We start from the raw sequence: 13058 nt of genomic DNA on the forward strand, positions 1-13058 counted from the left end.
TTTATTAGAATTCTAAGTCTGGACTATCGATACCAAAAGAGGGATTATCTTGATCCTGATCTTTCTTTTTACAGTTTGTTTCTATGGTCATTTTCTGAGCAGGTCTTTCAAAACTTTTATCAGAAATATTCAGTGTTTTATCGGCGTAGGCCATTTTCATATACTCTGCCCAAATAGGAAGTGCCATATTAGCCCCTTGCCCATATTTGGTTTTTCTAAAACGAATGGCTTGATCTTCGTGCCCTGTCCAAACACCAGTTACGAGATTTGGTACAATTCCCATAAACCATCCATCTTTATTGCTTTGGGTTGTCCCGGTTTTTCCTGCAATGGGGTTATAGAATTTATATTTTGATCTTAATCTCGCTCCCGAACCATATTTTGAGACTCCTTCCATAAGTTTGAGCATTACATAAGCTTTCTCTTCACTCAAAACGGCTTTAGTTTCTGGGGCGTATTGATAAATAATGGTTCCATTTCTATCTTCAATTTTGGTAATATAAATCGGCTTTGTATAAATTCCTTTATTCGCAAATGCACCATAAGATCCTACCATTTCAAAGAGACTAATATCTGGTGTACCTAAACAAATACTCGGTGAACTTGGAATCTCTGATTCTATTCCTGCTTTACGTGCCAATTGAATAACTTTTTTAGGTCCTACTTTTTTCATTAGGAATGCAGTGATGGTATTTGTGGAGTTTGCCAATGCATCTGCCAAGCTTTTTTCCCCACCGTATTTTCCATCGGAGTTTTTGGGAATCCAATCTTTTCTTAAATTCCAGTTTTCTTTTTCAAAAACTACTTGCGCGTTTGGCACCATATCACATGGCGAAAAATTATGCTGATCTATAGCTGTTGCATACACAAATGGCTTAAAGGTAGAACCTACTTGTCTTCTTCCTTGATGTACATTATCATATTTAAAGACCGAGTGGTTTATTCCTCCCACCCACGCTTTTACAAAACCTGTTTGAGGATCCATACTCATCAATGAATGATGGAGAAACCATTTCATGTGTAAAATAGAATCCATGGGTGTTAATACAGTATCCACCATTCCTTTCATGGTGTAAAGACGCATTTTGGTTTTGGTATTAAAGGCTTTGTCAATTTCTTTTTGAGAAGCTCCCGCCTTTTTCATTACTCGGTAACGCTCCGTGCGTTTTTTACTTTGCTCTAAGTTCTTCTTGATCTTCTTTTTTGAATAATTCCAAGGCCATGGAGCACTTTTATAATAAGACATTCTTTTGTAGAATGTTTTCTGAAGTTCTTTATTGTGTTTAGAAACAGCTTTTTCAGCATATGCTTGAAGGCGCGAATCTATGGTTGTATGAATTCTCAATCCATCAGAATAAAGATTATAAGGCTCTCCATTGGGCTTTTTATTTTGCTTACACCAAGTGGTTAGTTCTTGACGAATAAATTCTCTAAAATAAGTTGAAAGTCCTGTATCATGACTTTCTCTTGTGTATTTTAAACCTAATGGTAAAGCTCTCAAACTATCTTTTTCTGCTTCGGTTATAAGTCCGTTTCTAAGCATTTGTCCAAAAACCGTATTTCTTCTGTTTAATGCTCTTTTGGGTCTTGAAAGCGGATTATACATGGAAGGGTTTTTAGCCATCCCGACTAATACGGCACATTCATGAAGCTCAAGATCTTTTGGATTGTCTTTATTAAAATAGATTTTTGATGCCGATTTGATTCCCACTGCTTGGCGAATAAAATCGAATTTATTGAAGTACATAGCAATAATTTCCTGTTTGGTATATTGCCTTTCCAATCGTGCTGAGATCACCCACTCTTTAAATTTCTGTTGTAACCTTCCTAGTTTACTTTTATCTCTTTCTCCCGTAAACAGCATTTTTGCAAGCTGCTGTGTAATGGTTGATGCTCCTCCTGTGTTTTTCCCAATGAGTCTTTTGAGCACCGCACGGCTTAATCCATAAGCATCAATTCCTGAGTGTTCATAAAAGCGTTCATCTTCTGTGGCTACGAGCGCTTTATGCAAATTATTGGGGAGTTCATAAAATTTTACTGGTGTTCTATTTTCTCTATAATATTTCCCTAACACTTTCCCATCTGTACTCATTACTTCTGTTGCAAAATTGTTTTCAGGGTGTTCGATATCTTCCACCGTTGGCAGGTCTCCAAACCATCCTAAAGAGGCGAAGAGCAAACCAAAACTGATGACAATTAATGGCAAAGTAATCACAATCCAAAATACACGTATAATTCTGGTAGTGAGTTTTTGTCTTGCTGTTCCTTCTGCGTCTAGTGCGAGTAACTTTACAAAAAGTGGACGAAGGAAAGTCCATATTTTATTTAATATTGATTTAATTTTTTCCATGTTCTATACTAATAGCTAATTTTTCAATTCCTGTTAGTTTTTCTGTTCTCATTGCTTGAGTAAGCTCAAGTTTATAATTTCCTTTCTGACGAAGATTTAAGGGATAATGAAGTAAAATGGTTTTAGAGTTAGACATTCCACTTCCCATCCATTTCCCATTTTTTTCTGCCAAATAATACTGCAAGGTATCTTTTTTTGTGCTAAAATCTGGAAAAGTAATCTTTGAGAAAAAGTAAATATTTTGAAAACGATAGTCATTATTGTGTTGTAGATGAATGAATAAATCCAAATCCTTTGTGTTTTCTTCATTCAAATCAAAGTTAAAAGAGTGAGATTCATCAGCATTCCATCCGTCTGAGTTTATGGTTTTAACCTCAGAAACAAACACTTCTGAACCGCAGGAATACAAAAGCATTCCTAATAAAAAAATAAGGATATTCTTTTTTAACATCTATTCTTTTTTGTCTTTAGGTTTTCTATAATTTCTTGGTTTTCTTTTGGGTTTTGCTCTGTTTGGTTTCTTATCCTCTGCTCCCGTTTTTTCTTGACCACCCATTTTATCTAGCATTTTGGCTATTCTTTTTTGGTGTTCTTCTTTGGAAACAGGTTTGTCATTCCTTTTATTGTTCGCTCTGTTTTTATTTGGGTGTTTCTTGGCAACGGCACCTTGTCCTTGGTTATTATTTTTGGGTTTTCCCCCATTGGCTGAAGCCGATTTCTTTTTTGGATTTCTATTGTTTGGTCGGTTATTAGACGGTTTTCGCTTATTGCGATTTCTGTTTTTATTACGATCCTTTTTCTGGGTATCAAAACGCGTCAAACTATCTTGCCCCACTACGTTTTCAAAGGTAAGACTTGCATCTTCCTCTTTTACAATAGCATAATCTTCTAGAGAATCTGGCTGAATTCCCTTTTTGTTCATCGCAATGATTTCTTTTACCTCTTCTATAGGTAATTCAAACCAATGCGTCATGATATCTTCTTTTACACAATACAAGATTTTACCTCCAAAAATATCTACCTTTTGGCTATAAGCTTTCCCTGCTTTTGTAAAAAGTGGCTGTTGTGTTGAAGGAAAATGCTGTAATGCATCCAAATAGGATTCCAATTCAAAATTGAGACAACATTTCAATTTTCCGCATTGCCCTGCAAGTTTTTGCGGGTTTAAGGAGAGTTGTTGATATCGAGCTGCCGAAGTATTTACTGATCGAAAGTCTGAAAGCCAAGAACTACAACAGAGTTCTCTACCACAAGACCCAATTCCTCCAAGTCTGGCAGACTCTTGCCTAGCTCCTATCTGGCGCATTTCGATTCTGATTTTAAAATCGGTAGCCATGACCTTTATCAGCTCTCTAAAGTCTACACGAGCATTTGCTGTATAATAAAAGGTGGCTTTGGTATTGTCGCCTTGGAATTCTACATCGGTTATTTTCATTTCTAAACCTAAATCCAATGCCATCAACCTTGTTTGGTGCATGGTTTCGTGCTCTCTACCACGGGCTATTTCCCATTTTTCTATATCGGCTTGACTTGCCTTTCGGTAGATTTTTTTGATGGATTCGTCTTTTCTCGAAATTCCTTTCCTACGCATTTGCAACCTTACGATATCTCCCACAAGGCTCACAATTCCTACATCATGTCCTGGTGCTCCTTCTACGCAAACGATATCTCCTACTTGCATCATCAGTTTGTTTTCATTTCGGAAAAACTCTTTTCTTCCGTTTTTAAAACTGACTTCTATGATATTTAAATTCGGGTTTTGAACACCGCTTAACCAGTTAAATACAGGCAATTTACCATGACATACGCCACAACCACCACCTGAGGTACCACAGCCTCCTCCCGAAGAACTACTACATCCGTTACATCCCATTGGATTCTATTTTTAGTTTCCTATGAAGATTTCTTGCTATTTTGAATGCTAGATCCAAAAAAACAATTTTTGCATTGGCATTTCTTGCTATATGCTTGCTTGCCAATTCCAATTCTTCTATAATCTCTTGATAATTTTGAGCATGTATAAAAGGACTAAATTTCGATAAATCGAATTGAACATCTTTTAGGCGAAAACTTGACAACTGATCCATTTGATAATTTGCCAAAAATGATTTTCGGATATATTGTGCCGAAAAATCTAAAAATTTTATTTGTTTTCCTCTTCCAAGTTTTGACATTTCAGACACCCAAAGCACGAGTTTATCTAGGCTTTTCTTTTGTAAAGCTTGAAAACTCAGTCGCATCCATTGGACAAACAATTGAGAATACAATTGTAAATCTTCTGAATCTTGTAACCATCTTATTGCCAAAGAAATATTACCATCAGCAACTACCGAAATATCTTCGGCTAAGTTTGGGTTTATATTTTTCTCATTGATTAAATACCTTGCTATTTCATCATCTGCAATGGGTTGTAGCCTTGTTTTTTGCATCCTAGATTGTAGGGTGGGCAAAATATCTTCCCAAGAATCGCCCACAAACAAAATAAGTGTTTTTCCTTGTGGCTCTTCGATGAATTTGAGCAATTTATTGGAAGCGGCTATATTCATTTTTTGGGGTTGCCAAACCACCAAGATTTTATAAGAACCCATAAAAGGTCTTAAAGACAAATCTTTGAGAATACTTGCTGCTTCTTTTATATCAATGATACTCTGCTTAGTTTGAAATTCTCCTTCCCGAATCCAGTCATCCATATTGGAATAAGGATTGGCAAGTACCATTTTTCTCCAAGCGGAGAGAAAACTGTTTTTATCGCCATTTTTTTGAGACCTCACCAGTGGAAAACTAAAATGCAAATCGGGATGTTGAAGCTGTGCCGTTAACCGACAGGGCTGACAATCTCCACATGCATCGTTTTCACTGGGGTTTTTACATAGCAAATACTGAGCTACTGCCCAAGCAAATGCAAAACCAGAACCATTCCCAGCATCAGCAATAAACTGAGCATGAGCAATATGCTGATTCTGAACACTATCTAAAAACCGCTGAATATTATGTTCTTGTCCTAATATTTTCTCAAATTGCATATCAAACAAAGATACAATAATTAATGCAAGAGAATGGGATTAGATTGAGATATAAAAATGAAGCCCCTTGCAAGGTTTTATCGCAAGAGGCTTCTGGAGTCATTTTGTTTTATTTATAGGAGGGGTTTATCTGTCGAATACTCCCTCAACTTCGTAGAATATATAAACCATTAAATAGAGTTTGTTTTTTATTTACTAGTAATCATTTGATATTTGTATTGTAAATTTCTTAAAAACAGTACGATGAAAAATTTTATTAAAACATTTATTTTGATCTCCTTCATGGGATCAAACGCATTTGCACAACATCCCTCAAAAAAACATCACCCAAAACGACATCTTGAAACTCTTGATAGAGCTTTAAATTTGTCTGAAGAACAAGAGAAACAGGTTTTAGTTCTTTTTGAGCAGATGAAACCTAATAAAGAAATGCGCTTAGAGAAAAAGGAACAAAGGAAAAAACTTCAAAATGAGTTTTCTAAGTTTCTTTCTAAAAAACAAATGAAGAAGCTTCGTGCAATAAAAAAAGAAGAACGTGCATTGGCATTAAAAAAGCATCAAGAGCATGAGCGCTTAGATGAGATTCCTGAGAATAAAGCTCAAAGGGAAGAAATTCGAGAAAGAATTCAAAAAAGAGTAGTGACTGAGCTGAAGCTAACAGTAGAGCAAAAGAGTCAAATGCAAAAGGTGATGACTGATCATTTTTCTTATCAAGAAGCTTTTATGACTAAAAGAAAGAACTCAATGAAAGAAAAAAAGCGTAAATTCAATGCGGAAATGAAGCAAATTTTATCGACTGAACAATTTGCTAAATTTCAAGAAATGCGAAAAGAAAGACATAAAAACAAAAAGGCTTTTAATTAAAACAAAAAAGTGATTCACAAAGAGAAATATCAATCAAAAAAAGCAACAATCACCACCATGTTACCTCATATCATCGTGGTGGTTTTAGCCTTTTTACTCCCTTTTAGTGTCCGGGAATTTGAAGAAATTAATTGGACAACAATTGTTCTATTTGAATTACCAATAATATTACTTCTTGCTATATTTTATGTGAATTATTTTTGGCTAGTAAAAAAATGGTTCTTCAAACGAAAATATCTAATTTTCACAGTGATACAAATATTAATGATTGGCGGTTCGACATTAATATTAAGTTCCCGTTCTTTTAAAAAAATAAGGAAAGAATTCTTTCAGCAAAGACCTGCTAAACATCATGATAATGAAATCAATTTCCATTCCGAACATCAACATAAATTAAACAAAGAATCAACAAAAAATAGGAGATCCAAAGTCCCTTTTCTTAAAAAAAGAAAATATCGTGCACCCATCGGGTTAATAGTTTTGCAACTTATCGCAATTTTAGTTGCAATATTAATTAAGCTACAACAGAAATGGCAAAACGAAGAAGACACTAGGAAAAATGCGGAATCACTATTGCTTCAAGCTCAACTTACGAATTTATCCTACCAGATACAACCTCATTTTTTCTTTAATACACTCAATACCATTCATGCCTTGATAGATATATCGTCTGAAAAAGCTCAGGATACTTTAGTCAACCTTAGCGAAATGATGCGATATGTTTTAGATGTCAGTCAGACTCAAAAAGTCCCTATACAGGATGAAATTAAACTGATCAACTCCTATATAGATATTATGCGGCTACGACTTCCAGAAGGACTTATGATTCAAAAGGATTTTGCGGGAGATTATCAGTATAAACAAATTACACCTTTAGTTCTTATCGTTTTGGTTGAAAACGCCTTTAAGCATGGAACGCTTAATGAAGAGGATAGTTTTCTTAAAATTAGTTTAGCTTTTCAGGATAAAAAACTGCTGTTTCAAGTTTCGAATACTTTTACCAAGAAAGAACAACTTACTGATAGAGAAGGAACAGGCCTAAATAATCTAAAAGAGCGTTTAGAATTACTATACCCCGATTTATACAAGCTCGATATAACTAAAACAGAGCATATTTTTCATGCAAAATTAACATTATGGATTTAAAAACTTGTATTGTTGTAGAAGATGAACCTTTGGCTCGTCAGCAGATAGAAAACTATATTTCAGACATAGACGCACTGGAACTCAAAGGAAGTTTTTCGAATGGACTAGAAGCTCAAAAATTTTTGATGAATAATCAAATAGATTTTTGTTTTTTGGATATAGAAATGCCAAAACTAAATGGAATGGAGCTTGCAAAAAGATTAAAAGAACAAAAAAATGAATGCAAAATTATTTTTACAACAGCTTATGCAAATTTTGCTGCAGAATCTTATGATGTTCAGGCAATAGATTACCTTCTAAAACCTTTGTCCAAAAAGAAATTTATAAACCGAGTTGAGCGAATATTATCTGAAGAGCAAAATATGGATAAAGCGTCTTTAGAGCATATTCAGCAAGAATTTTTGTTTGTAAAAACAAGCTATCAAATCAAAAAAATAGCGTTAAAAGACATCTTGTATTTCGAGGGATTAAAGGATTATATTCAGATTTTTACAAAAAACGAAAAGCATCCTGTTCTCATTCTATCTAATTTTAAAAATATTTTAAAAAAACTGCCCGAAGAGCAATTTATGAGGGTACACAGATCTTATATTGTCAATCTCAAAAAAATAGAAATTGTTGAAAAAAACAGAATTATTTTTGGGGAAAAATTTATTCCAATATCAGAAACCTACAAGGATCCATTTTTTGAGTTTTTAGACGATTTTTTGTTGTAATACCACTTATGGAGATCAAGCATTGAAAAGACCCTATTCATTCTTCTGAAAATACTGATTTTGAAGTCTCTTTTTTTCCTAAAAAACTTCTATCTAAAAAACGCTGATATATTGGGAAAAAACTTAAGTTTGTGTTGGGTTAATTTGTAATAAGATGAATATACTTTCCAATAGAATTTTGTCCATGGAAGCATCGCAAACGATTGCTATGGCACAAAAAGCAAGAGAACTAAAGAACCAAGGAATAGACGTAGTCAGTTTAAGTCTAGGAGAACCAGATTTTGACACCCCTGATTTTATCAAAGAAGGGATGAAGAAAGCAATTGATGATAATTTTTCTCACTATACACCTGTTCCAGGATATTTAAGTGCCCGAGAAGTTATTGTCAAAAAATTAAAAAGAGACAATCAATTAGACTTTTCACCATCACAAATAGTGATGTCCACAGGAGCAAAACAATGCTTAGCAGAAATTATGCTGTCCATCTTGAATCCTGGTGACGAAGTCATTCTTCCTGCACCCTATTGGGTAAGTTACAAGCAAATGGTAGAATTAGCCGAAGGAACTGCCAAAGAGATTCCTACCGCTGTAGAAAACCATTATAAAATAACACCAAAGCAGCTTGAGGAAGCAATTGGACCTAAAACAAAAGCTTTTTTGTTTAGTTCGCCCTCAAACCCCAGTGGGATGCTTTATACTAAGGATGAATTGAAGGCTTTGGCAAAAGTTTTTGAAAAACATCCTGAAATTCTCATTATTTCCGATGAAATCTATGAGTTAATCACCTTTGATGGTAAACACGAAAGCATTGCTCAATTTGAAAACATCAAAGAGCGAGTGTGTATCGTAAACGGATTATCAAAAGGATTTGCAATGACAGGGTATCGTTTAGGCTATATTGCAGCTCCACAATGGCTGGCATCAGCTGTGAGTAAAATGCAAAGTCAAATTACCTCAGGAACCTGCTCCATTGCCCAAAAAGCAGTAGAAACAGCACTGGCAGAATCACCAGAAAAAGTAAGCTATATGCGAGATACTTTTCTAAATAGGAGAGATTTTATGCACGGTGAACTCAGTAAATTAAAAGGTTTTAAAATGCCTTTACCTCAAGGTGCTTTTTATCTTTTCCCTGATATTTCCTATTATTTCGGAAAAAAACATCAAGGAGAAACAATAAAAAATGCTTCCGATTTTGCTCAAAAACTTCTCGAAGATAAATTTGTAGCTACCGTGAGTGGAGATGCCTTTGGGACACCAAATTGCTTGAGATTATCTTATGCAACTTCCGAAGAAAACTTAAAAAAAGCGGCAGAAAGAATTATCGATTTTGTCAATAATCTTGAAGACTAATGCCGAATGGTAGAGATTTCTACATTTTTAAATAAGACCAAAGACTCAAGAATCCTTGTTTTAGGAGATTCTATGATTGATGCTTACCAGTGGGGAAGTATTGAAAGAATGAGCCCCGAAGCGCCCATACCTGTAGTGGATGTTCAGACAAAGGATGAAAGACTTGGAGGTGCAGCCAATGTGGCTTTAAACCTCAAAAGTTTGGAAGCTCAAGTAGAAATCATATCGCTCATTGGGAATGATGCATCTGGGGAACGTATGAAACGTCTTTTTGAACAAAATGGTCTCAGTTCTCGTGGTCTGATTACCGCAAAAGGAAGAAAAACGACCATTAAAACAAGGATTATTGTAGATGATAAACATGTTTTAAGAGTTGATGAAGAAGATAAACATGATTTTTTAGAGCATGAGAAAATTCTCGATATCTTAAAAAAAATCCATCAAGAAAACCCCTTAGATGTACTTATTTTTCAAGATTATAACAAAGGTTTATTAACTCCCGAAACTATTTCTAAAACTACCCATTTTTGTAAAGAAAATGGTATTAAAATAATCGTTGACCCTAAAAAAAAGAATTTCTTAGCTTTTAAGAATGTAGATGTTTTCAAACCTAATTTAAAGGAAATTATAGAAGGTTTAGGAGAAAATTGCGACCCTAGTAAAGACGAAGAATTAGAAAATATTTGTCGAAATCTTAATACTAAAATAGAGGCAGACACTATTTTTCTCACCCTATCTGAATATGGAGTAGCACTTTATCAAAAAGACAAATCACTCTACAGACACCCCGCATTCAAACGAAATATTGTTGATGTAAGCGGTGCAGGAGACACCGTGGTATCTGTTGCAGCACTTGCTCTAGCACAAAACTTAGAACGCTCCCAAATGGCTTGGATTGCTAATTTGGCTGGTGGGCTAGTTTGTGAACATTTAGGCGTTGTACCCATTCAAAAAGAGTGGCTATTAAATCATAAAAAATGAAGAAGCTTTTAGTTTTTAGTTTTCTATTATTGATGCTTGGAAGTTGTAAAACCCAAGATTACTTAGCCGTAAAATATGGTATGTTTACGGATATTTACCCAAATACCCAAGTGGTTCAAATAACGGAAACGCCCGATGGTGATACACAAATTAATATTCCATTAAGGAAAAATCAGGTATTACATATTCAAACACCCGAAGATTTTGATGACTTCACCAGAAACAGTTTACGTGATGCTGATATGTGGATCAGTCGCCCCTACGACGATCCCCCATTGAAATGTTTTAAACGCAAAAAAGTAAAAGTGCTTAAAGGCGATAAAAAGAAAGAAATCTATATTGACGCGCATTTCGGATTTGGAAATGATATCATCTCCGTGCAAGGTAGATTTTTTGTTCAAAAAGGAAGTTGATGCATCAAATTACTGGCGCTATATTGACCTTTAACGAGGAAAAACATATTGAAGCATGTATTCAATCTATTCAAGAAATATGTGACGAAATTATTGTTTTGGATTCCTATAGTACAGATCACACTGTGGCAATTGCTAAAAAAATGGGGGCAATTGTTTACCAAGAGAAATGGGCAGGCTTTGTGGCATCAAAAAATCGTTTGAATCATTTAGCCTCTTATGAATATGTACTCAATATAGATGCTGATGAAAGAGTCTCAGAAGAATTAAAAAAATCCATTCTTAGCCTGAAAAAAAACGATTTTAGAGGTGTTTTTGAGCTTCAAAGACTTAATAATTATTGCGGAAAATGGATTAAGCATGGTGAATGGTATCCAGATAAAAAAATCAGACTTTTTCCGAGAAACACCCAATGGAAAGGTGGAAAAGTTCACGAATACATTGAAACTGAAGGTGAAATCACTACCTTGAAAGGGCATTTATTTCATTTTGGTTTTGATCATATAGCAGATCATAAAAAACGCTCGAAAAAATACGCCAAACTTGCTGCAGAACAGTATCAAGGAAAATCCAATTTCTCCTTATTCCTTAAAATGATTTTTAGTCCGCCCTTTCGGTTTTTAAAAGCATATTTTCTAAAACAAGGTTTCCGAGATGGCTTTGCTGGTTTCAAGATTGCTCAAATTACAACCAAAGAAGTTTTTTTAAAGTATTTTTGGGCATTGAAATCAAAAAAAATAAACCATGGCACTCATTAAAAAAGTACGAGGTTGTACTCCTCAAATTCCCACTTCTTGTTTTTTGGCAGAAAATGCAACTTTAGTTGGAAATATTCAGGCTGGTGAAAACTGTAGTTTTTGGTTTTCTTCTGTTGTGAGAGGTGATGTTTGCAAAATTACTCTTGGGAACAAAGTAAATGTTCAAGATGGGGCAGTACTTCATGGAACCTATGAAAAATATGATTTGTTGATCGGAAATAATGTTTCTATAGGTCATAATGCCAATGTACACGGTTGTACAATTCAAGATAACGTACTGATAGGAATGGGATCAACTGTTATGGATGGTTGTGTTGTAGAATCAAACGCAATTGTGGCTGCGGGATCTGTGGTTACACAAAATACGAGAGTAGAAAGCGGTTGGATTTATGCAGGTGTTCCTGCCAAAAAAGTGAAACAATTAAACCCTGAGCATTTTGAACAATTGGTAAAAGGAATTGCCGATAATTATGTGATGTATTCTTCTTGGTTTGAAGAAGAATAACTTACGTATTATCGATGATTTTGCGCATTTTCCTCCTGAATATCATTCACAAATTGTAGATAATTTTCATATCTCGTAGAGAATAATTCACCTTTTTCTACTGCCGCTTTCACAGCACATTTTGGCTCGTGAAGGTGCTGACAATTATGAAATTTACATTCCTTAGAATAAGACTGAAACTCGGGAAAAAGCCCTTTTATTTCTTCCACATCCATATATACTAAACCGAAACCTCTTATACCGGGAGTGTCTATTATATTTCCTCCAAAACTCAAAGGATGCATTTCGGCAAAAGTAGTGGTATGCTTTCCTTGTAAATGTATATCCGAAATTTCATCCGTTCTCAAATCAAGCGTAGGTTCTATGGCATTAACAAGAGTGGATTTCCCTACACCAGAATGACCAGATAATAGCGTTGTTTTGTCTTTCAGAATTTCTATTAAAGGTTCTAAACCAAATTTTTCTTCCGCAGAACACACAAGTGTATCATAACCAATAGCCTCATACATCATTCTATAGGCTTCTAAGTCTAACTCAAGTTCTTCATCATAAAGATCATATTTGTTAAACACAATGGTTACTGGAATATAATAAGCTTCGGCAGTAATTAAAAATCTGTCTATAAAACTCAAGCTCGTTTCTGGATATGCTAGGGTAACTATCAAAATGGCTCTATCAATATTAGATGCCAATATATGTGCTTCTTTAGATAGATTTACAGATTTTCTAATAATATAATTTCTTCTTGGATATATTTTATGAATCAAGGGAATATCTTGATTATCATTCTGCAGAATTTCCACTTCATCTCCCACAGCAACAGGATTGGTTGTCCGAATCCCTTGGATTCTAAACTTCCCTTTGATTTTACAATCATACAACTTTCCTTTGTTGTCTAATACTTTATACCAACTCCCAGTTGATTTAATGACTAATCCTTTCATAATAAAA

13 protein-coding genes are annotated in these 13058 nt (G+C 34.7%); 8 read left to right on the forward strand and 5 right to left on the reverse strand.

Going from position 1 to position 13058, the window contains the following annotated elements; genetic code table 11:
• Positions 1-4: 4 nt before the first annotated feature.
• From N4A45_01235 to N4A45_01250, 4 genes are read right to left on the reverse strand one after another with little or no spacing between them, the layout of a single operon-like run.
• Positions 5-2350, reverse strand: a complete 2346-nt coding sequence (locus tag N4A45_01235) for a transglycosylase domain-containing protein (protein ID MCT4663839.1) — start codon at positions 2348-2350, stop codon at positions 5-7.
• Positions 2337-2801 (reverse strand): gliding motility lipoprotein GldH, encoded by a 465-nt coding sequence (locus N4A45_01240; GenBank protein MCT4663840.1) that lies wholly within the window; start codon positions 2799-2801, stop codon positions 2337-2339. The genes N4A45_01235 and N4A45_01240 overlap by 14 nt, the downstream gene beginning before the upstream one ends.
• A complete protein-coding gene (locus N4A45_01245; GenBank protein MCT4663841.1) occupies positions 2802-4223 on the reverse strand; it encodes a hypothetical protein in 1422 nt (473 codons plus the stop codon).
• Entirely contained in the window at positions 4213-5373 is a 1161-nt protein-coding gene (locus N4A45_01250) for a DNA polymerase III subunit delta' (GenBank protein MCT4663842.1), read from the reverse strand. The genes N4A45_01245 and N4A45_01250 overlap by 11 nt, the downstream gene beginning before the upstream one ends.
• A gap of 243 nt (positions 5374-5616) precedes the next feature.
• On the opposite strand from N4A45_01250, the gene N4A45_01255 reads away from it, so the two are divergent.
• The 8 genes from N4A45_01255 to N4A45_01290 all read left to right on the forward strand — a co-directional run bounded on the left by N4A45_01255 (position 5617) and on the right by N4A45_01290 (position 12107).
• Positions 5617-6237, forward strand: a complete 621-nt coding sequence (locus tag N4A45_01255; GenBank protein MCT4663843.1) for a hypothetical protein — start codon at positions 5617-5619, stop codon at positions 6235-6237.
• A gap of 9 nt (positions 6238-6246) precedes the next feature.
• Positions 6247-7383, forward strand: a complete 1137-nt coding sequence (locus tag N4A45_01260) for a histidine kinase (GenBank protein MCT4663844.1) — start codon at positions 6247-6249, stop codon at positions 7381-7383.
• Positions 7374-8099: a LytTR family DNA-binding domain-containing protein gene (locus N4A45_01265; protein MCT4663845.1), complete on the forward strand. Its 726-nt coding sequence runs from the start codon at positions 7374-7376 to the stop codon at positions 8097-8099. Before N4A45_01260 ends, N4A45_01265 begins: the two co-directional genes overlap by 10 nt.
• 154 nt (positions 8100-8253) lie before the next feature.
• Positions 8254-9450: a pyridoxal phosphate-dependent aminotransferase gene (locus tag N4A45_01270; protein ID MCT4663846.1), complete on the forward strand. Its 1197-nt coding sequence runs from the start codon at positions 8254-8256 to the stop codon at positions 9448-9450.
• Between the two features lie 6 nt (positions 9451-9456).
• The gene (locus tag N4A45_01275) at positions 9457-10431 is read left to right on the forward strand and encodes a bifunctional ADP-heptose synthase (protein MCT4663847.1); all 975 of its coding nucleotides are present in this window, start codon (positions 9457-9459) and stop codon (positions 10429-10431) included.
• Positions 10428-10844: a hypothetical protein gene (locus tag N4A45_01280; protein MCT4663848.1), complete on the forward strand. Its 417-nt coding sequence runs from the start codon at positions 10428-10430 to the stop codon at positions 10842-10844. The genes N4A45_01275 and N4A45_01280 overlap by 4 nt, the downstream gene beginning before the upstream one ends.
• Complete coding sequence (locus tag N4A45_01285) at positions 10844-11602, forward strand: glycosyltransferase family 2 protein (GenBank protein ID MCT4663849.1); 759 nt, start codon at positions 10844-10846, stop codon at positions 11600-11602. The genes N4A45_01280 and N4A45_01285 overlap by 1 nt, the downstream gene beginning before the upstream one ends.
• Positions 11589-12107, forward strand: a complete 519-nt coding sequence (locus N4A45_01290; GenBank protein ID MCT4663850.1) for a gamma carbonic anhydrase family protein — start codon at positions 11589-11591, stop codon at positions 12105-12107. Before N4A45_01285 ends, N4A45_01290 begins: the two co-directional genes overlap by 14 nt.
• Positions 12108-12115: 8 nt before the next feature.
• Here the strand turns inward: N4A45_01290 and rsgA are convergent, their stop codons facing one another.
• Positions 12116-13051: a ribosome small subunit-dependent GTPase A gene (rsgA, locus tag N4A45_01295; GenBank protein MCT4663851.1), complete on the reverse strand. Its 936-nt coding sequence runs from the start codon at positions 13049-13051 to the stop codon at positions 12116-12118.
• Between the last annotated feature and the right edge of the window lie 7 nt (positions 13052-13058).

The organism is Flavobacteriales bacterium (assembly GCA_025210805.1).
Lineage (GTDB): Bacteria > Bacteroidota > Bacteroidia > Flavobacteriales > CAJXXR01 > JAOAQX01.